Origin of the sequence: Luteibacter sp. UNCMF331Sha3.1 (assembly GCF_900109915.1) — a bacterium.
Taxonomy (GTDB): domain Bacteria; phylum Pseudomonadota; class Gammaproteobacteria; order Xanthomonadales; family Rhodanobacteraceae; genus Luteibacter.
In genome coordinates this window covers 403,601-426,269 of record NZ_FOBU01000002.1, presented here as the reverse complement: position 1 = coordinate 426,269, position 22,669 = coordinate 403,601, and the positions used below count along the sequence as shown (strand labels likewise).

General features: G+C 65.7%; 13 protein-coding genes. 5 read left to right on the top strand and 8 right to left on the bottom strand.

The genetic code is table 11. The annotated features are described in order from the left end of the window. Nucleotides 1-31: 31 nt before the first annotated feature. The gene (locus tag BMX32_RS10245; protein ID WP_089978289.1) at nt 32-1,420 is read right to left on the bottom strand and encodes an ATP-binding protein; all 1,389 of its coding nucleotides are present in this window, start codon (nt 1,418-1,420) and stop codon (nt 32-34) included. Further along, entirely contained in the window at nt 1,417-2,082 is a 666-nt protein-coding gene (locus tag BMX32_RS10240) for a response regulator (protein ID WP_089978286.1), read from the bottom strand. Before BMX32_RS10240 ends, BMX32_RS10245 begins: the two co-directional genes overlap by 4 nt. A gap of 171 nt (nt 2,083-2,253) precedes the next feature. Between BMX32_RS10240 and BMX32_RS10235 the strand changes: the two genes are divergently transcribed. Continuing rightward, on the top strand, nt 2,254-4,053 hold the full coding sequence (locus BMX32_RS10235; RefSeq protein WP_089978283.1) for a M14 family metallopeptidase: 1,800 nt from the start codon (nt 2,254-2,256) through the stop codon (nt 4,051-4,053). Between the two features lie 40 nt (nt 4,054-4,093). Here BMX32_RS10235 and BMX32_RS10230 read toward each other — a convergent pair whose 3' ends face one another. Both BMX32_RS10230 and BMX32_RS10225 read right to left on the bottom strand, forming a co-directional pair. Next, nucleotides 4,094-5,713 (bottom strand): multicopper oxidase family protein, encoded by a 1,620-nt coding sequence (locus tag BMX32_RS10230; protein WP_244511494.1) that lies wholly within the window; start codon nt 5,711-5,713, stop codon nt 4,094-4,096. Then, nucleotides 5,706-7,409, bottom strand: a complete 1,704-nt coding sequence (locus BMX32_RS10225; RefSeq protein ID WP_089978281.1) for a phospholipase C — start codon at nt 7,407-7,409, stop codon at nt 5,706-5,708. The genes BMX32_RS10230 and BMX32_RS10225 overlap by 8 nt, the downstream gene beginning before the upstream one ends. 236 nt (nt 7,410-7,645) lie before the next feature. On the opposite strand from BMX32_RS10225, the gene BMX32_RS10220 reads away from it, so the two are divergent. After that, nucleotides 7,646-9,778, top strand: a complete 2,133-nt coding sequence (locus tag BMX32_RS10220; RefSeq protein WP_089978277.1) for a M13 family metallopeptidase — start codon at nt 7,646-7,648, stop codon at nt 9,776-9,778. 249 nt (nt 9,779-10,027) lie between these two features. On the opposite strand, the gene BMX32_RS10215 is transcribed toward BMX32_RS10220, so the two are convergent. Continuing rightward, a complete protein-coding gene (locus BMX32_RS10215) occupies nt 10,028-13,045 on the bottom strand; it encodes an RNA-directed DNA polymerase (protein ID WP_089978274.1) in 3,018 nt (1,005 codons plus the stop codon). Between the two features lie 502 nt (nt 13,046-13,547). On the opposite strand from BMX32_RS10215, the gene BMX32_RS10210 reads away from it, so the two are divergent. The 3 genes from BMX32_RS10210 (at nt 13,548) to rapA (ending at nt 19,470) form a co-directional block, all read left to right on the top strand. Next, entirely contained in the window at nt 13,548-15,854 is a 2,307-nt protein-coding gene (locus BMX32_RS10210) for a catecholate siderophore receptor Fiu (protein WP_089978271.1), read from the top strand. Between the two features lie 20 nt (nt 15,855-15,874). Continuing rightward, the gene (locus BMX32_RS10205) at nt 15,875-16,555 is read left to right on the top strand and encodes a Fe2+-dependent dioxygenase (RefSeq protein WP_089978268.1); all 681 of its coding nucleotides are present in this window, start codon (nt 15,875-15,877) and stop codon (nt 16,553-16,555) included. Between the two features lie 83 nt (nt 16,556-16,638). Further along, the gene (gene rapA, locus BMX32_RS10200; protein ID WP_089978265.1) at nt 16,639-19,470 is read left to right on the top strand and encodes an RNA polymerase-associated protein RapA; all 2,832 of its coding nucleotides are present in this window, start codon (nt 16,639-16,641) and stop codon (nt 19,468-19,470) included. On the opposite strand, the gene BMX32_RS10195 is transcribed toward rapA, so the two are convergent. The 3 genes from BMX32_RS10195 to BMX32_RS10185 are packed head-to-tail and all read right to left on the bottom strand — an operon-like array spanning nt 19,471 to nt 22,309. Next, nucleotides 19,471-20,127 carry a rhomboid family intramembrane serine protease gene (locus BMX32_RS10195; RefSeq protein ID WP_089978263.1) on the bottom strand — a complete coding sequence of 219 codons (657 nt, stop codon included), beginning with the start codon at nt 20,125-20,127 and terminating at the stop codon, nt 19,471-19,473. It abuts the gene before it with no gap. Nucleotides 20,128-20,130: 3 nt separating this feature from the next. Continuing rightward, nucleotides 20,131-20,661: a lactoylglutathione lyase gene (gloA, locus tag BMX32_RS10190; RefSeq protein ID WP_089978260.1), complete on the bottom strand. Its 531-nt coding sequence runs from the start codon at nt 20,659-20,661 to the stop codon at nt 20,131-20,133. A gap of 52 nt (nt 20,662-20,713) precedes the next feature. Next, nucleotides 20,714-22,309: a SulP family inorganic anion transporter gene (locus BMX32_RS10185; protein ID WP_089978257.1), complete on the bottom strand. Its 1,596-nt coding sequence runs from the start codon at nt 22,307-22,309 to the stop codon at nt 20,714-20,716. Nucleotides 22,310-22,669: the final 360 nt, after the last annotated feature.

Below are 22,669 nucleotides of genomic sequence, written 5' to 3'. Positions count from 1 at the left end.
ACGCGGGGATGCTTGAATGAATCGCTCACGCTCAGGCCAGCGGCAGCTCCACGACCACCCTGAGGCCACCGCCCTCTCCCGCGTCGGACAGCCGGATCGACGCCCCGTGCAACTCCACGGCGCGCTGGACGATGGAGAGCCCCAGTCCGTAGCCTCCCTGATGGCTGTCGGACCCGCGCTGGAAGCGGGTGAACATCGCGCTGCGCTGCGACGCCGGAATGCCGGGGCCATCGTCCGCCACGTCGATCACGGCGAGGCCCTCGCGGCGCTGAATCGACAGCTCGACGTGGCCGCCGGACGGCGCATGCCGGAACGCGTTCTCCAGCAGGTTCCGCATCAGGGCGCCCAGCGCGGCCGGGTAGCCTTCGACGACGAGGTCGGCGGGCACGTCGACCGCGAGTTCGATGTCGCCCGTGCCGATCAGCGGCGACATCTCGTCGATCACTTCCAGCGCCAGCTCGCCGAGGTCCACCCGGCTGCGCGGCCCGGAGGCGGCGCCGGATTCCAGCCGCGCCAGCGCCAGCAGTTGCTCGGTACGGCGGGCCAGCGATACGAGGCACTCGCGGGCGGCCGCGAGCGCCGCCTCGGCCTCGTCGGGCTGCGCGGACGCCATCGCGTCTTCGAGGTTGATCATGGTCGACGCCAGTGGCGTGCGCAGTTCGTGCGCGACGTCGGCACTGAAGCGACGCTCGCGATCGAGGGCGCCTTCCAGGCGGTCGATCTGGTCGTTCAACGCGTTGAGCACCGGCCGCAGTTCCGCCGGGGCATCGTCGAGGTGAACGGGCGCGCGGCTGCCCGGCTCGCGCAGGCTGAGCGCGCGCGCCAGCGTATCGAGCGGCGCGAGGCCGCGCCGGATGGCCCACCCGACGAGGAACGCCATGAGCGGCAGGCCGAGCAGCATGGGCGTGCCGTGTTCGATCCACAGTGCGCGGGTGATCTCGTTGCGGCTGTCGTAACGCTCGCCGGCGCGGATGACGATGCCCTCGTCCTCCATGATCAGCGTGAACACCCGCCACTGATACCGGCCGTTCTGGATGTCGCGGAACGCGCCGTCCGCCGATGGCACATCCGGCACGGCGGCGAGGTTCTCGGTGGCGAGGAGCAACGTGCCATCGCGGTCGAAGACCTGGAACCCGACCTCCGACTCGAACGTGCGGCCCTGCACCGTCAGTTCCTGCGGATGGTTGGAGACGCTCGGCACCAGCAACCGTGCAGACCGCTGCCCGCGCAGCTGGTCCACGCCGATGCGGCCCACCAGCACCTCCAGCGTGCGCGCCGCCTGCGCGAGCCGGCCGTCGGACAATTCCTGTACTTCCTCGAGCGTGTGCTTCGCGCTGAGGAATCCCAGCGGCAGAAGCACCGCGGCCAGGACGATGACGATCAAGACGAGCAGGCGTGCGCGAAGGCTCGGCAGGTTCACTGGGGTTCCCGCGGCACCATGTAACCGAAACCGCGCACCGTCTGGATGGCGCCGTGGCTGAGCTTGCGACGCAGCGAATGCACGAGCACCTCCAGGGCGCTCGTGCTCATGGCGCTGTCGGGGCCGTAGAGCGACGTCTCGAGCGACTCGCGACGCACGATGCGGCCCGCGCGCTCCATCAGCACCTGCAGCAGCGAGAACTCGCGTCGCGTCAGCTCCACGCGCTGGCCGTGCCAGAGGCAGTCGTACGTGCCGAGGTCGAGGCTGAGCGCGCCGGCTTCCAGGCGGTTCACCGCCGCGCCGCGGACGCGCCGGGTCAGCGAGCGGATGCGCGCCGCCAGCTCGTCGAGGTGGAACGGCTTGACGAGGTAATCGTCGGCGCCGGCATCCAGCACCCGGATACGCGAATCGATGGCGTCGCGCGCCGACATGACGATCACCGGGGTGGTGACGCTCACGCGGCGGGCTTCGGTCAGCACGTCGAGCCCGTCCTTGCCCGGCAGGCCGAGGTCCAGCAGGACGAGATCGGCATCGTGCTCGCGCAGCGCGATCAGTGCCTCCCGGCCATCGCGGAACCAGCTGATCGTATACGTCAGCCGCTCCAGCGCCCGGCGGATCGCGTCGCCGAGCTGCAAGTCGTCTTCGATGAGGATGATGTGCACCGAGGCGTCCTGGTGTCGGGGATAGGGCGGATTATCGGAGCACGTCGCTTAGCTCCCGCTTACGACGACATCATGAGCGCCCGGCACCCCCGATTTCCACCCATCGTCGCACGGCATGCCGCGTCGCCGCGGCCTCCGGCACAATGGAGGATTCTCCGGACGGATGGTTCCATGCCTGCGACGCTCACCGCACGCCTCTTCCTCGCCCTGATCGCCGCCGCGCCGCTTGCCGCGCTCGCGAAGGACCCGTGGATCACGCCTGCCGAGGCATCGGCCTTCCGCACGACGCCGTCGTACGCGCAGACCCTCGACTATCTGCGTCGCCTTGCCGACGCCGCGCCCGGCACCCTCCGCCTCGCCACGTTCGGCACCTCGCCCGAAGGACGACCGATGACGGTCGTCGTCGCCGCGAAGGACGGCGACCTCACTCCGGAGCGCGCCCGTGCCGCCGGCAAGCCCATCGTGCTGGTGCAGGCCGGTATCCATCCCGGCGAGATCGAAGGCAAGGACGCGGGGCTGATGCTCCTCCGCGACATCGCGGTGACCGGTCGCCTGCCGCACCTGCTCGACCACGCCGTGCTCGTGTTCATCCCCGTCTACAGCGTGGACGGCCATGAACACTCCGGCCCGTACTTCCGGATCAACCAGAACGGCCCGGAGGAAATGGGATTCCGTGGACAGTCGCAATACCTGAACCTCAACCGGGATTACGTGAAGGCCGAGGCGCCCGAAACACGCGCGTGGCTGGCATTGTGGAACACGTGGCGTCCGGATCTGCTCATCGACATCCATACCACCGATGGCGCGGACTACCAGTACGACCTCACGTGGTATGCCGAAGACGCGCACAAGCTGCCACCCTCGATCGCGGCGTGGCAGGACACGACCTACGCCGGCCAGGTGATGCCCCGTTACGAAAAGCGCGGCCACCTCGCTTCGCCCTACCTGGAGTTCCGCGACGGGCGCGACATCACGAAGGGCATCGAAAACTTCGGCTCCGGACCGCGTTTTTCGACGGGCTACGCGGCCATCCGCAACCGTGCCGGCCTGCTGATCGAAACCCACATGCTGAAGTCGTACGAGGTTCGCGTGCGCGCGACGTACGACGTGGTGCGCAGCGTCTTCGAAACGATCGACGCGAACCCCGCCGCGCTCGTCGCGGCATCGAAGCAGGCCGATGCCTGGGCCGCGTCGCTCGCCGCCGCGCCCGATGCGACCGTGCCGGTCACGTTCAAGCAGGATCCGATACCGAAGCCGTTCACGCTGAAGGGCTTCGCGTTCTCGCAGACGCCAAGCGACATTTCCGGCGACACGTGGGTTCGTTACGATCCGACGAAGAAGAAGACATACGCCATCCAGAGCTGGAACGGCCTGCTCCCCGACGTGTCCGCGCCGCTGCCGGCCGCCTGGACCATCCCGGCACAGTGGACGGTGCTGATCGATCGGCTCGATGCGCATGGCATCCCGTACACGCGCACGACGACCAGCGTCCGCGTGCCGGCGTCGCGCGATCGTCTGACTCAGCCGAAGTGGGCGGAAAAACCCTTCGAAGGCCATCACCTGCTGCGCGACGTGACGATCGCCCCGACACCCGAGACCGTCGAGCTGCCGGCGGGCACGGTGATCGTGCGCGCGGACACCACCGACGCGGTGCTCGCGCTGAACCTGCTCGACCCGCGCGCCCCCGATTCGCTGCTGCGCTGGGGCTACCTCGACGCGATCTTCGAGCCGAAGGAATACGGCGAGCCCCGCGTGCAGGAAGCGCTCGCACGCGACATGATCGCGAAGGATCCCGCGCTGAAGACCGCGTTCGACGAGAAGCTCCGCAGCGATCCCGCGTTCGCGTCGAACGCCCGCGCCCGACTGTCGTTCTTCTTCGAGCGCAGCCCCTGGTACACGGCGCAGGAGGTCGGCGCGTATCCGGTGCTGCGGCTGGATGCGGCGGCCCTGCGATCCGTGAGCACGCGGTGAGGTCGCCACCGGTGGGAGCCAGCCTGCTGGCTCCCACCGGTCATACCACTTCGAACGGCCGCATCATCTCGTTCGCCTCGTGTTCGGCGAGGTGGCAGTGCCAGGCATATCGCCCCTTGTAACCGTCGAACGTGGCGGCGATGCGCGTCACCATGCCCGGGTACGCCTGCACCACGTCCTTCCAGCCCCGTTCGTGCGGCGGCGGCTCCTGTGCCGGCCCGGTGAAGCGCAGCGTCTTCGACGACGTGTACTCGTCCACGTCGTAAGGCCGCCGGTCGAGGATCTGGAACCGCACGAGGTGCAGGTGGATCGGATGCGTGTCCTCGGTGAGGTTCACCAGGCTCCACGCCTCGGTGCTGCCCAGCTTCACCGTTTCCGTCACCGGATCGTGCCAGCGCTTGCCGCCGAGCAGCATGAGCATCGGTGTCGCGACGCAGTCGCTGTACTCGTCGAGCGTCAGTTCGCGGGTGCGCGACACGCTGGCGTCGGTGAATCGCGGGATGTCGCGCAGCACGTCGGGCACGCGGCTGTCGTCGCGCACGCTGCCCTGCCCCACCGCGAACCGCATCAGCGGCAGCGCGTCGTTCATCAGCTCGATCGCACCGCCGCGCGACGCGGCGAAATCGACGACGAGGTCGGCACGTTCGCCGGGAGCGAGAAAGATCGACCGCAGGGTGACGGGTGCGGCGAGCAGCCCCTGGTCCGAACCGATCGCCTGGAACGGCCGGCCATCGCGGAATCGAAGATGATAGAAACGACCGTTCGACGCATTGAGCACGCGCAGCCGATAACGGCGCGGCTCCACGTCCGCGCGCGGCAGGATCGCACCGTTCACCAGCGTGAGGTTGCCGAACACCTCCGGCACCCACGGTGCCGCCGCGTCGCCCGAATCCGGGTAATAGAGGCTGCCATCCGTGCGCAGCAGGCGATCGGCGATCACCAGGGGCACTTCGTGCTCGCCCGACGGGAGGCCGAGCGACGACTCGTGCTCGTCGCGCAACAGATACAGGCCCATCAGCCCGGCATACATGTTCAGCCGGTTGATGCCCATCGCGTGGTCGTGATACCAGAGCGTCGCGGCATCCTGCGTATTGGGGTAGCGGTGACGCCGCGAAGTGCCGGGCACGTACCAGTCTTCCGGGTAGCCGTCGTCCGCGCGCGGCACGCGCGCACCGTGGAGGTGCACGATGGCACGCACTTCCGGCTTGTCGGCCTCCGCGCCGCAGATCGCATGATCGACCGGCAGGAAGTGCTTCTTCGGCAGCGCGTTTTCCCAGACCACGTCGACGGCGTGGCCCTGCCGCGCCTCGATCGTCGGTCCCGGCCAGGCGCCGCCGTACGTCCAGAGCGTGGTTTCCGGCACGTCGCGATGCAGTTTCTGCGTGGTCTGCGCCATGCGGATGTGCAACGGCTTGCCGGTATCCGGCGTGAGGACGGTGGGTATCGGCAGGCGATCGACGAACGGCGTCAGGTGTGCCGGATCGAGCAGCCCCGGCAGGCGCGTGACGTCGCCCATCGCATGCATGCACAGGTGGTTGCCGACCTTGCCCCCCGCGGCGGCCTGCATCGCGTGCATGTCGTGCGCGAACAGCCGCGACGGGATCCATCCCGCCGCGGCCGCCCACCCTGCCGTCTTCAGGAAACGACGGCGATCAACCATGCCCACCGTTCCCGAGCGGCCAGCCCGGCCAGCCACCCGTGCGCTTCGGCTGCCCGGTCGATTCGTCGAGGATCAGACGGCGATCGAAGAGGCGCGGCAGGAAGAAGTCGAACATGTTGTCGATGCTGCCCGCATGCGCGTCGCTGGAGCCGCCACCGATGCGCTTGCCATCGAGCCAGTTGTCTTCGATGAAGCGCGTGATCGAGCTCTGGTCCGTCACGGCGTGGTCGACCATGTTCTCGCGGGCCCACGGTGAGACGACGAGCAACGGCAGGCGCGGACCGAAGCCGCAACGTCCCTGCGCCGGTGTGCGACCGTCGAGGCCCGGCAACGTGCCGTGGCCCTTGCAGCTGCCCGGACCGTCGAGCGCATCCGTGCTGCCCACCGACGCGTTCATGCGCGGCGGTTCCTGGTGGTCGTACCAGCCATCGGAATCGTCGTAGGCGACGATCACTGCCGTGTCGCGCCATTCGTCGCTCTGCTGCAACGCGTTCATCACGTGCACCACGAACGCCTGCTCGTCGAGCGGATCGGAATAGCCCGCGTGGCCGTCCTGGTACGAAGGCGCCTTCACGAAGCTCACCGCCGGCAGGTTGCCCGCGTCGAGCGCGTCGTAGAAGTCCTCGATGTCGTACTGGTGGTTCGCGGCGTCGCCGCTGTGCCCGATGGCCGCGACCGAGGCCGGGCGCGCGTGCGTGGGATTGGCCGTCGACGGGTAGTACTGGAACGGCTGGTGGTGCGGGCTGTAATCGTTCGACGTGGCGTTGGTCACCTTCGACAGCGTGCGGCGCGAGCAGCCGCTGCTACCGTCCGCGTTGGTGCGGCCGAGGTCGAAACCGCCCTGGAACCAGCCCCAGGTCACGCCGCGATCGTTGAGCAGGTCGCCGATGTTGCGCCCACCCATCGTCACCTGCGTGGCCGTGGGCGACGAGCACACGTCACCGATGGGATCGGGATCGCCGATCATCGTCAGGCCGCCGTTGCCGTCGTCCGTGGTGCCGCCGGTGCCGTTGAGCGTGTCGATGACGCCCGCGGTCTGTCCGGCGATCATGTTGACCGCACCCGGCGTCGACGGGCCGAACGTGGTGCCGTAGCTCGCGTCGCTCATCGCATAGTGCTGCGCGTAGTTCCACAGCGCCGTGACGGTGTTGCCGTCGTAGTAACCCATCACCTGCCCCTGGCCTTCTTCCGACGCGTCGCCGCCGGGCAAGGTCTCGCCGCGACCGGTGTAGAGCGGAAAGAGATCCATGCGGCCGCCGTTGAAGGCGCGCTGTTCCGAGGTGTAGCCGTGGTCCTGGTCGGCCGTGGCCGCCTGCGCACGGGCGAGGCGGAACGGATTGATCGCACCGTCGCCGTTGGCCGCGTTCTTCGCGTTGGGGTTCTTCGTCAGCAGGCGATGGTCGAGACCGTTGACCGGCGGCGTGAACGGACGTGCGTAGAAGGCCGGTTCGCCATGCGGATTGGCGGCGTACGGGTAGGTACCGAAGTAATGATCGAAGGAGACGTTTTCCTGGAAGATCACCACGAGGTGGCGGATCGGCGTCGCCGTGCGCGGACCCGCGCCGTGGCCGCCGTGACCGAACCCGAGCAGGCGAGTCGTGCCGGCCGGCGCGTCGCCGGACGCCTGCTGTGCCGCGATGGACACGGCGGAAAGGGTGAGCACGCAGGCGATGCCTGCGGCCAGTAGTTTGCGCATGACGAAAGCTCCTTGGAGTGGCTGGCTGGCTGTCGGGAAGCCCGCATCCCCTGTCATGCGGTCGGGTCAGCGTAGGAAGCCCATATGACGCTTCGGGGACATTCGTCGCGAGTTCTTGCGGAGTTGCGGCAACCATGACTTTCGTCACAGTTGGCCCGCGACGGTGGCCCCAGGGGCTATGCTCGGACCCCACCGGTGCCGGGGGCACCGTTTCCACCAAGTCACGAGGGACACCCATGACCAAGCAGTACCTGAAGCCGCTCGCGCTGGCGCTCGGCGTCGCACTCGCCGGCACCGCCTGCAGCAAGCACGAGGATGCCGACAGCGCGCCCGCGGCCACGCCGGCCCCGTCGACCACGGCACCCGCCGCCGCCGGCACCACCGCCGCGGCCCCGGCCGGCCCGTCGTTCAACGTCGCCGAGCTGGACAGCACCATCGACGCGTGCGGCGACTTCAACGGCTTCGTCAATGCGAAGTGGGTGGCCGCCAACCCGATTCCCGAAGACCGCACCCGCTGGGGCGCGTTCGACCAGCTCGCCGAAAACAGCCTGAACACGCAGCACGACATCGTCGACGCGATGGACAAGGGCGCCGCCAACGCCAAGGCCGGCACGATCGAACAGAAGATCGGCCTGCTCTATCGCTCGGGCATGGACGAAGCCGCCATCGAAAAGGCCGGCGTCGAACCGCTCAAGCCGGAACTGGCGAAGATCGACGCGCTGAAGACCCCGCAGGACATCGTCGACTTCCTCGACGCCAGCTTCAACGACGGCAACAGCTACGTGTTCGGCTTCGGCGCGGGCGCCGACTTCCAGAATGCGAAGACGCAGATCGGCTACGCCCAGCAGGATGGCCTCGGTCTGCCGACCAAGGATTACTACACCGATCCGAAGCAGGCCGAGAACCGCAAAGCGTACGTCGACTACATCGTGAAGACGCTGACCCTCGCCGGCGTGTCCGACGCCGACGCGAAGAAGCAGGCCGACGACGTCATGAAGTTCGAGACGCAGCTGGCCGCCGCGTCGCTCGCTCCGGTCGAGCTGCGCGCACCGGAGAACCAGTACCACTTCGTGTCGGTCGCCGAAGCCGACAAGATCACGCCGCACTTCAATTGGGAGAAGTTCTTCGCCGCCCAGGGCGTGACGGTCGACAAGGGCTTCTCGCTGTCGCAGCCGAAGTTCTTCAAGGAGTTCGACAAGATGCTGGCGTCCACGCCGGTGTCGACGTGGCAGGCCTACCTGCGCTTCCACGCCATCGACAGCGCGTCGCCGTACCTGTCGAAGACCTTCCAGGACAACAAGTTCGATTTCTACGGCAAGACCCTCGCCGGCCAGCCGCAGCAGAAGCCGCGCTGGAAGCGCGTGCTTGCCACGGTCAACAGCTCGATGGGCGAAGCCCTCGGCCAGCTCTACGTCGCGAAGGTGTTCAAGCCGGAAGCGAAGCAGCGCGCCAACGAGCTCGTCGACAACGTGCGCAACGCGCTCAAGACGCGCATCGAGAACCTCGACTGGATGAGCGCCGAGACCAAGGAAAAGGCGATCCAGAAGTGGAACACCTTCCTGCCGAAGATCGGCTATCCGGACAAGTGGCGCGACTGGTCGGGCCTCGACGTCAACGGTGAGAACTACTTCGGCAACGTGGAAGCCGCGAGCAAGTTCAACTACCACTACGACATCGCCAAGATCGGCAAGCCGACCGACCGCCTCGAGTGGGGCATGACGCCGCAGACGGTCAACGCTTACTACAACCCGACCGACAACACGATCAACTTCCCGGCCGCGATCCTGCAGCCCCCGTTCTTCGACGCCAACGGCGACGACGCGATCAACTACGGCGGCATCGGTGCCGTGATCGGTCACGAAGCCAGCCATGGCTTCGACGACGAAGGCAGCCAGTTCGACGGCGACGGCAACAACAAGAACTGGTGGACCAAGGAAGACCGCGCCAAGTTCGACGAACGCGCCGGCCGCCTGGTCTCGCAGTTCAACGACTACACGCCGATCAAGGACAAGCCGGACCTGCACGTCAACGGCAAGCTGACCCTCGGCGAGAACATCGCCGATCTCGGCGGCCTGAACGTCGCCTACGACGCCCTGCAGGAAGCCCTGAAGAAGAACCCGAAAGAAGCCGCCGAGAAGATCGACGGCTACACCCAGGACCAGCGCTTCTTCCTCAACTGGGCCCGCGTGTGGCGTGGCAGCGTGCGCGAGAAGCAGGCGATGCTGTACCTCAACACCGACCCGCACGCACCGGCCTCGCTCCGCGCGATCGGCGCCCCGTCGAACATGGAATCGTTCGCCACGGCGTTCCAGTGCAAGCCCGACGCGAAGATGGTCCGCGCCGGCGACAAGCAGGTGAAGATCTGGTAATCGCTGTACGTCATCGTCGATGACGACGAGGCGCCGCACGCGAGTGCGGCGCCTTTTTTCTGTCGTCCTCGTCGCCCAAGCATGACGTCACCGCGCGCAGGAAAAACGTAGCCGGTACCGCGACTTGGCCACGCTTCCGAATGCTAGTACACGCCCATCTCCAAGTAGCTCGCAACGTATCCGACGCCTATCCTGTCGGCTTGCTCAGCCGATGCCGCTCCGCTCCTCGCGGGGGCTGAGAGCGTGAAATTAGCTCGACCCTGGCAGAACTCGCCGTGCAGGGTCTAATACAAATCCATCGGGAACTGGCTTGAACGGTTTACTGCCGGAGCGATGAGTTGACTGAAACGCACGAAGGCCGGCCACATCAATTACACCTGATACAAAGTAGTCATCAAGCCCCCCTTTCACCCTTAGGACGTCTCTACGCCATGAATCTTTGTACGGCGACCTGATTCGGCTATCTCCGTACTCGCGATCATTGCATTGGACAACAAATGCGTGAACATCTTGGGCTGCTGACTCGACGAGCGAATGGAACGTCTCCGTGTCCTGATTCCATTCCGGAACGAATACTGCGTCGACCCTTCCTCTGAGCGACGCCCGGTACTTGATATTTGTTAGCTCGCTACACACAAGAAGTGAAAAGCGGAAGCCGGCATGATCAATAATGGGGGGAAGCTTCCAAGGCCTACTGGGCTCGACGCGAAGGCCTGCATGTGCAAACAGCTCCTGTTCTTCGCGGAGCGCTGGCCGCTGCTTGTCTTGGCGGTAAACAAGAAGGGAGGGAAATCCCAGCGAGTTGTTTGTCAGCCCGGCCCAAACTTGGTTATGGACAACGCGGTGCCCCGTGTGAAGGTACTGAATGCCCGTGATCAGCGAAATCCCCCGAGCCTGCAACTTCTGCGAGAAGCGCAAGAACCAGTGAGCAGGCATTGCAAGTTCGGGAAGCACTAAATATCTGGTATCCGCGAACGACGACATCACACTGTTTATTAGGTGCGTCAGACGTCCATACCGACCAATATCCGGATCCATCATCTGCATAACTGACGCGGTCCAGCTCGCAATATCTGTGCGCCAGCTCGAAACGGATACGACAGGCTTACTTCGCTCACCAGCATCCGAGACGTGCAGGGCTCGACCTTGGAACCTAGGAAGATCATCCCCGAGCGAGAAGCCACGGATTGCCAATACGATGTTCCGCAGTTGCGCTTGCCTAGCTGGATCAAATGGGTCCGATACCAAGAGGTAAAGTTCAGGAATCTGAAACGGACGCGTTGGAAAAACGAAAGCAGATGGCAGCTTAGAGCCCTTACCGATCCACTTAGCGAGCGTTTTGGCACCCACAAGTAAAGGTGCCGGCAGCGACAACGCGATCCGGTCCTCGTCAAGCCCTTCGAGCGCTCCACGACGCAAGCCTCGCTGGGAAATAAGCTGTTTAGACAAGCCAACAAAGCGAAATGGCATGTGCGCTAGATCATGCACAAAGAGCGTTCGGTGCCCCATTCGTATAGAGGCTATGGTGTCGTAGCTCCCGGCGTCATCTCCTATGAGTTCGCGCAGCTCGCGCCAAAGCGCGTCAACATCAGCGACCCATGCGGCTCTTTGCTCGCTCGTAACTGTCGGAAATGATGCGATGACCGCGTCAGATACCTGTCTCAGCAGATACCGTTTAAGAAAGAAGTCCATCTCGTATTTCGGCGGATGCGAGTCCGGAGAACACGACTTGATCACCGTTTCACAATGAACTTCAACCTCATTACATACCTTCAGAACACCATTGATTATCCGCTTCAGATGAGAAAAGTCGGCGCACGCCGTCGCAAGGCGAACCACGCGAGGCATGTATATGGCCAAATCGAAGAACTCTGGCAGCACCAGGACGTGACTGATGAACGCATCAAAAAATGCGTGGCGATGCGCCACCCAAGCGCTCGGCTCGAGGTCACGCTCATACGCCTCGAAGTCACGGAGTTTTATTGCGAATCCGGCTCGCCTCATTGCAACCGAATCTGTCTTTCGAAGATTGTCTGCAACTTCCCCGTCGCGCTGCGTAGCAGCTATCAGATCGGTTCCTACATGCTTCGCCGACGTTGGAAGGTTTGGCAGCGCCCGCCACTCGCTTGCTCGTTTGTTGATGTGATGCACTAATGAATCGAGAAATGTCTCCCCGGTAGCACCCTGGAGAATGAATGCTTTATTCTTGTTGCTCTCGAAGACTATTCGACTACTTTGCAAGTAGGCGGGCGTAAATTGCACCGCTCGGGTTGCGTCGCCCACCCACCCCAGTCGCCCATTGAATCGCTCGAACAGCCAGGACCACAGACTTGACGTGCTGGTTAAACTCCCGCCGTTCTCCAAGACCAAGATGATGTCGTCGACGTATCGGCCATAATATAGAGGCACAACCTCTTTCTCGATGATGCGATCGAATTCAATCAACGCTGTGTTTGCTACCAGGGCGGATGCGGGCAAACCGACTGGAAGTCCTCGCTTCAACGGCGTCTTGGCTCCCCACTGCCGCAACGCACTTACGAATATACGATGCAGTTTTGACTCGGCGGCATCGAGCGACACACCAAGTAGTTCATTGAACGACTTATCGAGCAAGAAGTCTGGCTGGAGTTCATGATAGAAGCTACTCACGTCGGCAGTGAGCGCCGCGACCTTCTTCCCCTCCGAAAGGGCACCGCGCATCGCGCGAATACCCCCGTCTCGCCAAGCTCTGAATGGCCTTAAGTACTGTTTGAACGTACCGACAGACAGTGGATTGATTTCCCCATTTTTGTCGCGTCGAAGCCTGTTGCCGTACGAGCTGTCAGATAAGCGTTCGTCATACTTGCTTCCAACCTTCATCATCCAAAGCGTGGACACCACATGGAAGTCCATCGAGCAGTCCGCCATCAGTCGCAACTCAGCCTTCGGACGCGACGCATACGGAATTGCGTGTGCTTCTTGGTGCGATTCGCGCAGTTTCGTGAGTTGCTTCCAGCGATCCGCAGGTGCCGCAAATACTGTGGTGGCCGGATCGTCGGTACTTGTCATGTCAAGGGACTTCGGCGCTAGTGTCCAGTCGCCAAGGAACTCGGATGTTGCACACCAGCTCTCGTCTGCGTCAGCTAACTTAGCTGCGAGATTCTCAAGCCGGTTTTCTAGACTTTCTTCGTAAGCTGCGATGTCCAACAGCGGTGCATTAGATGAGTAATATATGTCGACCTTGGCTTTGCGATAAGCAAGAAGCAGATCTTCGATGGCGTACGGCACAGCGCCTCTCCTAGGCAATTTTTGGCGAGCAGCCTAAGTAGGTCGGCAAAGTAATAGTGAACTTTAGAATCCCGGTAATTTCGCAGCACTGGCCATGCACCGCTCCAGCGCTTTCCCGCCTATGTGTAGATCCTCAGGCGCACTCGGCAAGGGCATGGCCTGTTTGCCTTAGTGCTGCGGAATGATAGGACGACGTGCTCGTCCAACCGCCGTGCGGAGCATTTGCAACGGGAACTTTGACGCGATGCCCGATGGGTGAAGCACTCGTTCGCTTTGCGGACTTGAGGGGCCCGCATCCTTCCGTCAAGCATGCCCCGACCTAATTGCAACTCGTTCTCATTAAGATTACGATAAGCGTCAGACGGGTCCCGTGGCCCGTACGTGCATTTCAGGGACCCATCCACCCCTGCCCCGCGGCTCGTCGGAAGGCGACCCGCGACGGATGCGCGTGCGCACGAAGGCCGTTTCATCTTTCGTCCAGCCGCAAAAAGGGAATCCACCAATGGCCTTCATCAAGAGCCGCAAGCATGCCGCTCCGGCCGTGCGCACCGTCGGTGCCGCCGTCCTGCTCTCTCTCGCCCACGGCGCCGTCGCCGGCGATGTCGTCGCGCCGCCGCAGCAGGCGAAGGTCAACGACGCGCAGGCGCTGCCGGGCATGCAGGTGGAAGCGGATCGCTCCAGCGATTACCGCGTCGAGAAGGTCTCGTCGCCGAAGTTCACGCAGTCGCTGCTCGACACGACGCAGTCGATCCAGGTCATCAACAAGGAACTGATCCAGCAGCAGGGCGCCACCACGCTGACCGAGGCGCTGCGCAACAGCCCCGGCGTGGGCACGTTTTACGTGGGCGAGAACGGCCAGACGAACACCGGCGACGCGATCTACATGCGCGGCTTCGACACGTCGGGCAGCATCTTCGTCGACGGCGCGCGCGACCTCGGCACCGTCTCGCGCGACATGTTCAACATCGAGCAGGTCGAAGTCACCAAGGGGCCGGACGGCACCGAGTATGGCCGTACCGCGCCGACCGGCGCGATCAACCTCGTGACCAAACAGCCGGTGCTCGGCAACGGCATATCGGGCACGGTGCAGGTCGGCAGTGGCCAGCGCCGCCGCGCGACCGCCGACCTCAACCGCCAGATGGGCGAGACCGGCGCGTTCCGCCTCAACGTGCTCGGCCAGGAGAGCGGTGTCTACGGCCGCGACCAGATCGAGAACAACCGGTGGGGTATCGCCCCGTCGCTGGCCTTCGGCCTCGGCACGCCGACGCGCGTGTACCTCGACTACCTGCACGTGAAGCAGAACAACGTGCCCGACGGCGGCATCCCCACCATCGGCTTGCCCGGGTACAGCAGCCCGGACGGCCGCGCGTTCCTCAACGATGCGCCGAAGGTCGATCAGGACAACTATTACGGCACGACCCAGGACAAGGACCACGTCACGCAGGACCTGTTCACGGTCATCGTCGAACACGACTTCGACGAGAACGTCGCGCTGCACAACCTCTCGCGTATCGGCCGCACGACGCAGGATTACCTGCTGACCTCGTTCATGGGTTCGACCGCGAACCTGCTCACGCCGAAGCCGGCCGATCCGTCGACCTGGACCATCGCGCGCAGTTCGCCCACGTTCAAGCACCAGTCGAACCGCATCGCCACCAACCAGACCAACCTCACGGCCACGATCGAATCCGGCGCGGTGACGCAGGACATCAGCGCGGGCATCGAGCTGACGCAGGAAAAGGCGCGCACGATCGGCATCGCACCGCTCACCGGCAGCACCTGGCCGGCGGCCAACCTCTACAAGCCGTACTCGCACGTCGGCGGCCTGCGTTACGGCGAAACCGGTGCGCACAGCGACGGCAAGACGAACACCGCCGCGGCGTACTTCTTCGACACGCTGAAGTTCGGCGACAGCTGGCAGGTCAACGGCGGCGTGCGCATCGACCACTACAAGACCGACTTCAGCAGCCTCGTGGTCTGCGGAGCGCGTGGCGGCCCGGTGTGTGGCCCGTTGCGCGCCGGCAGCATCGTGCCGGGCGTGGACGCGAAGAAGAGCGACAACCTCTTCAACTACAAGGTCGGCGTGCTCTACAAGCCGGCGGCCAACGGCAGCATCTACGTCAACTTCGCGCAGTCGCAGCAGCCCCCGGGCGGCAACACGCTGACCCTGTCGTCGTCGGCGAACAGCGCCGACAACCCGAACTTCGACGCCCAGAAGGCCCGCACGGCGGAAGTCGGCACGAAGTGGGACCTGATGGAGTCGAAGCTGCTGGTGACCGCGGCGGTCTATCGCACCACCGTGACCAACGAACTCGTGCAGGATCCGACCGACCTGCTCTACTACCAGATCGGCAAGAAGCGCGTGCAGGGCTTCGAGCTGACCGCGATCGGCAAGATCACGGAGAACTGGGCCATCACCGCCGGCTTCTCCACGCAGGACGCGACGGTCGAAAAGGGTGCGGGTGTGACGGCCAACGGGTCCGGCGACCTCGCCTATACGCCGAAGCGCTCCTTCACCGCCTGGACCACCTACCACCTGCCGTTCAACCTCACGGTCGGCGGCGGTGCCCGCTACCAGGGCGGCCTGCAGCGCGGCACCGACGGCGCGGTCGGCACGCCGGCGTACACGCAGAGCTACTGGGTCTTCGACGCGATCGCCAGCTACCCGGTCAACCGTCACGTCGACATCCAGCTCAACGTATACAACCTGTTCGACAAGGAATACGTCGCGGCCATCAACAAGAGCGGTTACCGTTACACCCCGGCCACACCGCGATCGGCGATGCTCCAGGCCAACATCCGCTTCTGATCCATCGAGGAACCGCCGCCATGCTGATGCACATCCCAGACGTCCTGAGCAAAGATCAGGTGATCGGGATGCGCGCGGCGCTGGATGGCGCCGACTGGACCGACGGTCGCGAGACCGTCGGTCCGCAAGGTGCGAAGGTAAAGCGCAACCTGCAGCTGCCCGACGCCTCACCCCTGCGCAAGGAGTTGGGCGACAGGGTGGTGGCAGCGTTGCAGCGGCATCCGCTGTTTCATTCGGCCGTGCTGCCCCTGCGCACGCTGTCGCCGCGGTTCAACCGCTACGAAGGCGGCGGCGAGTACGGGTTCCACATCGACGGTGCGGTGATGCATTCGGGCACCGGCGATACGCACGTCCGCAGCGACGTGTCGTGCACCCTCTTCCTCAGCGAGCCCGACGAATACGACGGCGGCGAACTGATCGTCAGCGACACCTACGGCGAGCACGAGGTGAAGCTGCCGGCCGGCGACGCCATCGTCTACCCGTCCTCCAGCCTGCACCGGGTGACGCCGGTCACCCGCGGCGCGCGGGTCGCCTCGTTCTTCTGGATCCAGAGCCTCGTCCGCGACGACGGCGAGCGGCGCCTGCTGCTCGAGATGGACACGGCCATCCGCAACCTTTCCGCCAGCGGCGCCGATCAGGGTTCGATCCTCCAGCTGACGGGCGTTTACCACAACCTGCTGAGGCGCTGGGCGGAGACCTGAGGCACGCGGCCCCATCCCGAGGTAGGCACGGGCGCCCTTGTGAGCGGATAATTGGCGCCCCCTGATGTCTGGCTTCCCCAAGCATGTTCCAACCCGGTCAACGCTGGATCTCCACCGCCGAGCCCGAGCTCGGTCTCGGCACCATTCTCCGCGTCGAAGGGCGCAGCGTGCAGGTCCTGTTCGCGAAGGCGGGCGTCCTGCGCCCCTATGCCAGCGACAGCGCGCCCCTGATCCGCGCGGAGTTCCGCGCTGGGCAGCGCGTCTCCGGCAAGGGCATCGCGTTCCTCGTCGAGCGCATCGAAGAACGCGAAGGCCTGTTCGTCTACCGTGGCGAGGGCCGTGAACTGGAAGAAGGCCAGCTCGACGACGAGCAGGCGCTCTCGCAGGCCGACGATCGCCTGATCGGCGGCCGCACCGATTCGAACGACCGCTTCGACCTGCGCGTGGACGCCCTGCGCCGCCGCGCCGACGCGCGCCGTTCCGCGGCGTGGGGCCTGGAATCGGCCCGCATCGGCCTGGTCCCGCACCAGCTGCGTGTCGCCGGTATCGCCGCCGCCCGCCGTCCGCCACGCGTGCTGCTCGCCGACGAGGTCGGCCTGGGCAAGACCATCGAGGCCGGCATGATCCTGGCCCGCCAGCTGGCCACCGGCCGTGCGGGACGCGTGCTCGTGCTGCTGCCGGAGACGCTCGTCTACCAGTGGTTCGTGGAACTGCTGCGCCGCTTCAACCTCTCGTTCTCCATTTTCGACGAGGAACGCTGCGAGGCCATCGAGCAGGCCAGCGATGGCCGTAATCCGTTCGAAGACGAACAACTCGTCATCGCGGATTTCGCGTTTCTCGAATCCTCGCCCAAACGCGCCGCGCAGCTGGCCGAGGCCGGCTGGGACCTGATCGTCGTCGACGAAGCGCACCATCTCGAGTGGACGCCCGAGGGCGCCAGCCCGCGCTATCGTCTGGTCGAGGAACTCGCCGCGGCGACGCCGGGCGTGATCCTGCTCACGGCCACGCCGGAGCAGCTCGGCCGCGCGGGCCACTTCGCGCGACTGCGCCTGCTCGATCCGCAGCGCTACGCCAGCCTCGACGCCTATCTCGCGGAATCGTCCGGCTATGCCGAACTATCCGACATCGCCAACACGCTGGCCGCCGGCACGCCGCTGGACGCCACGCAGAAGGCCACGCTCGCCGGACGGTTCAAGGGCGATCGCGAACTGGCCGCCCTGCTCGCCCGCGACGACACCAGTGCCGAGCTGCTCGCCGCGCTGATCGACCGCCACGGCACCGGGCGTGCCATGTTCCGCAATCGCCGTGCCGGTATCGGCGGCTTCCCTCACCGCGTGCCCGACGTGATCGCCATCGATGCCGATACGCTCGAGCCGGGCCGGCGCGATGCCTTGCTGGCGGAGTTCCGCTCCGACATCCAGCAGCCGCCCGCCGCCCTCGAATTCGACTATGCCAACGATCCGCGCCTCGCCGCGCTGATCGCCCTGCTCGACGCGCACCCGGACGACAAGTTCCTGCTGCTGTGCCGCAGCCAGGCGAAGGTCATGGCGATCGAAGATGCGCTGCGCACGAAGAGCGGCGTCGGCGTCGCGCGTTTCCACGAAGGCCTCGGCATCGTGCAGCGCGACCGTAACGCGGCGTTCTTCGCGCAGCCCGACGGTGCGCGCCTGCTGCTGTGCTCCGAGATCGGCTCGGAAGGCCGTAACTTCCAGTTCGCACACCGCCTGGTGATGTGGGACCTGCCGCTGGATCCGGACCTGCTGGAACAGCGCATCGGCCGCCTCGACCGCATCGGCCAGAAGAAGGACATCGTCATCCACGTGCCCGTCGTCGGACAGAGCGCGCAACACGTGCTCGCCCGCTGGTACGACGAGGGTCTCGACGCGTTCCGCAGCAGCCCGGCCGACGGCCGCGAGCTGCTCCGTCGCTTCGGCACGCTGCTCTCGACGCTCGCCGACGAGCACGCCCGCGAGGACGACGACCGCGATCAGGAGCTCGACGCGCTCATCGCCGAAACGCGCGGCGCGCACGAAGAACTCTCCGCACTGATCCACGCCGGTCGCGACCACCTGCTGGAGCTGGCGGCGAGCCGCGACCCGCACGCCGACGATCTCGCCGGAAGCTTCGCCGCCGAAGACGACGACCCGGCACGCGACCTCTTCATCCAGCGCCTGTTCGAGACCTACGGCGTGCACGCCGAGGAACTGGCGCGCGGCATCGTGCTGCTGGATCCGCAATACCTCTCGACGGATGGGCTGCCCGGTTTCGCCGATGGCCCGACGTCGGTCACGTTCTCGCGCGACATCGCCCTCGCCCGAGAAGATCTCCCGCTGCTGCGCCTCGACCATCCCATGGTCGGTGCCGCGGTCGACCTGCTCGTGTCGGGTGAAGACGGCAATGCCGCCTTCCTCGTCGACGATGCGCTACCGGTGCGCACCGCGCTGCTGCAGACGGTGTTCGTGCTGGAGGTCGTCGCGGATCGCAAGCTCGACGCCGGTCGCTTCCTGCCCGCCACGCCGCTCACGCTCACCGTGGACACGAAGCTGACCGAGCGGGCCGCGTTCCGCCCGAGCGACGTGGCCCTGCGTCGGGCCGCCGATCGCAACATCGAAGTGCCGCGCTATCGCAAGTTCCTGTCCAAGCTCGTGCCCCCGATGCTCGAGCGCGCGCAGGACCTCATCGAAGCCCGTGCCGAGGTGCTGAAGCTGGAGGCACTCGACGCCGCGCGCCGCGAACTCGACGCCGAGCACGCTCGACTGGTGGCGCTGCACGCCGTCAATCCGTCGATCTCCGACGACGAAGTGGACGCCATCGCCGCCGAGCGCGACGCCCTGCTTGCGGCGATTCCCGAGGCGCGCCTGCGCCTCGACGCCGTGCGCTTCGTCGTCAGCCCGGATTTCCTCGCGCTGCGCTGATCAGAACCCGTGGCGTGGCGGCAGCCTGACGCCCCACGCCCAGAGCAACGCCAGCCCTGCCGCGAGCCCACCCAGGTGGGCGAAATGCGCCACGCCGGACAGTGTGCCGGTGACGCCGAAGAAGAGCTCGGCGGCACCGTACAGCGTGACGAACAGCCACGCGGGGATCCCGACGGGAATCGGGATCATCATCAGCTTCTCGCGGGGGAACAGCATCGCGAACGCGCCGAGCAGCCCGAAGACCGCGCCCGATGCGCCCACCGTCGGATACATGCGATCCGGCTCGAAGAAGTGCTGCACTGCCAGCTGCGCCACGGCCGCGGCGATCAGGCAGACGAAGTAGTAGATGACGAAGCGGCGCGTGCCCATCACGCGCTCGATCAGACCGCCGAACATGTACAGCGCGTACATGTTCAGCAGGATGTGCATGATGCCGCCATGCATGAAGCCGTAAGTCACGAGCTGCCACGGACGGAAACCGATGCCGGCGATGTCGCCGCCCCCCAGGTCCACGGCGAGATCGTGGCCGAACGGCCAGAGGGCGAACCAGCGCGTGAGCGCCAGCGTCGTTTCGTCATGCAGGAGGTACTGCAACGCGAACACGAGCACGTTCGCGATCAGCAGGTTCCGGGTGACCGGCGGCAGGTTCGTCGGCATGGGTCAGGTGAACAGCGACGTCGGCTGCAGGATTTCGATCCAGTAGTCGTCCGGATCGCGGATGAAGGCGATGTGGCGCATCCGTCCGTCACTCAGTTTTTTCTGAAACTTGACGCCAAGCGCCTCGAAGCGCTCGCACGCGGCGACCACATCCGGAACGCTGACGCAGAGGTGGCCGAACCCGCGCGGCTCGCTGTTGCCGTTGTGATACGGCGTGGCGGCCTCTTTTTCGGTGCCGTGGTTGTGCGTCAGCTCGAGCACGCCCGGCTGACGCAGCACCCAAGCCTTGCGCGCCTCGTCGTCATCGGGGATCGCGCTGCGATCCGTCAGCAGCACGAGGTAGACGATGGTGAACGCGGCCTCCGCGAACACGTGGCGGTACACCGGGGTGAAGCCCAGCACGCGCGTGTAGAAGTCGAGCGACACGTCGAGATCGCGCACGCGGATCATCGTGTGGTTGAAGACGAAGCCATGGGTCGCTGCGTCGGGCGTCGCGGTGACGCCGGGCAACGACGTCAGGTCGGAAAGGGGCATGGGGGCGATTCCTGGGGTCAGTCTCCAAGGGTGGCTGCGCCCCGCTCCCAATTCAAGCCGCGGGGCGCGACGGGGAAAACGACAGCGCCAGCAATACGGCCGCGAGCGCGCCATAGGCCGACACGAAGGACCACACCAGCGACTGCGCCGGGGCGTCGAGCAGCCATGGCAGGTACACCGAGCCGATGGGCTGCACCGAATGAATGAGCCCGAAGGCGGTCAGGACGCCGCCGAGGGCCACGATGCCCGCCGCCTTGCGCACATGGCCGTCGATCATGGCCACGACGAAGCTCGCCCAGACCATCGACGTGATGATGAAGCCGTTGCCGAGGATCACGATCACCGCCATGGCGGACAGGCCGTGGCTGGTGTCGCCGTAGAGCGCCGCGAAATGCGCCGGGTCCACGATACCCGGATCGCCGAGCTTGATCGCCAGCATGCGGGCGATCGCGGGAAAGAAGCTGAACACCACCGCGCCCGCATAGCGCAGCGGCGTCGCTTCGAAGGCCTGCGTCGTGATGCCGATCGAAACGAACACGAGGATGGGTGCCAGCACGGCGACGGGCAGCAGCTCGACCAGGTTCGACAGATAACCGAACACGCCACCGAGACCGATGATCAACCCCGTCGCGAGCGTGTAACCGGTGCGCGCGCCCATCGCCTTGTACGCCGGCTGCCCGATGTATGGCGTGGTCTGCGCCACGCCGCCACAGACGCCCGCGACGAGCGTCGCGAGCGCTTCCACGAGCAGGATGTCGCGTGTGGCGTAGTCGTCGCCCGCCGCCCGTGCGCTCTCCGTTACGTTGATGCCGCCGACGACCATGAGCAGCCCGAACGGCAGGATCAGCGGGAGATACGGCACGGTCGCGGGCAGACCGTCGACGAAGCCGAGGTTCGGCCACGGGAAGCCGAGACGCCATTGCCAGGTGCCGGGCGCGTGGTAGCCGGTACCCAGCAGCCCCATCGGCCCCAGGCCGTAGTAGAGCGCCACGCCCACGATGAAGGCAGCGAGCACCCCGGGGATCCCGAAAGGCAGCCGCCGCTTCGCGATCAGGCCGTAGAGGACGATACCCAGCCCCGCGAAACCGACCACCGGCACGCGCATGATCTCGACCAGCGGCAGGAACCCCATCAGCACCAGGGCGATACCGGCGATCGACCCAAGAAGACCCGCGCGCGGCACCGAACGTTGCACCCACGCGCCGAAGAACGACAGCACGAACTTGAGCAGGCCCATGACCACGAGCGAAGCCATGCCGAGGCGCCACGTGGCCTCCCCCGCCGCGATGTCGTCGAGGCCGGCCTGGCGATAGCCGGCGAACGCGGGACCGAGGACGAGCAGCGCCATGCCGATGCTGGTGGGCGCATCGATGCCGAGCGGCATCGCGGTGACGTCCGTGCGGCCGCTGCGCGCGGCGAGCCGGCGCGCCATCCACGTATACGCGAGGTTACCCAGCAGCACGCCGAGCGCGGTGCCCGGGAACATACGGCGGAACACGAGGTCAGCCGGCATGCCGAAGATGCCGATCAGCGCGGTCGCCATGAAGGCGAGCAGGGAGAGATTGTCGACGACGAGGCCGAGCACGCCGTTGAGGTCCCCGCCGCCGAAGCGACGCGGCGCGGTGGTGTTCGCAGATCCGGCCTTCATGATTCCCCTGTGGACGTCCGTACGGCTATACGGATTCGAGGGTAGCAAATCTTTCGGGCCTGGCTGCGTGGTGGCAATTGTCTTGCGGGGCGCGCGGTTCTCCTCCGGCTCGGCTTCGCCATCGCGTTTGCTTGCGCGTGCCGCGAAGGGCCGTCGGCTCTGCCGACTTCCGCGGCACCGTGTTTTGAGCGTCGCCGGACAGCAAGCCTGCCCGTGAGGAACGCCCGCTAACGGGCGAAGGTGCTCGCGATAAGGCCTCGACCTTCGGGTGGGAGCCAGCCTGCTGGCGATGGGCGCTCGCCACGAGGCGCGATGCCTTCGGCCGCCTGTCTGTGGGAGCGGCCTCGGCCGCGATGGGTG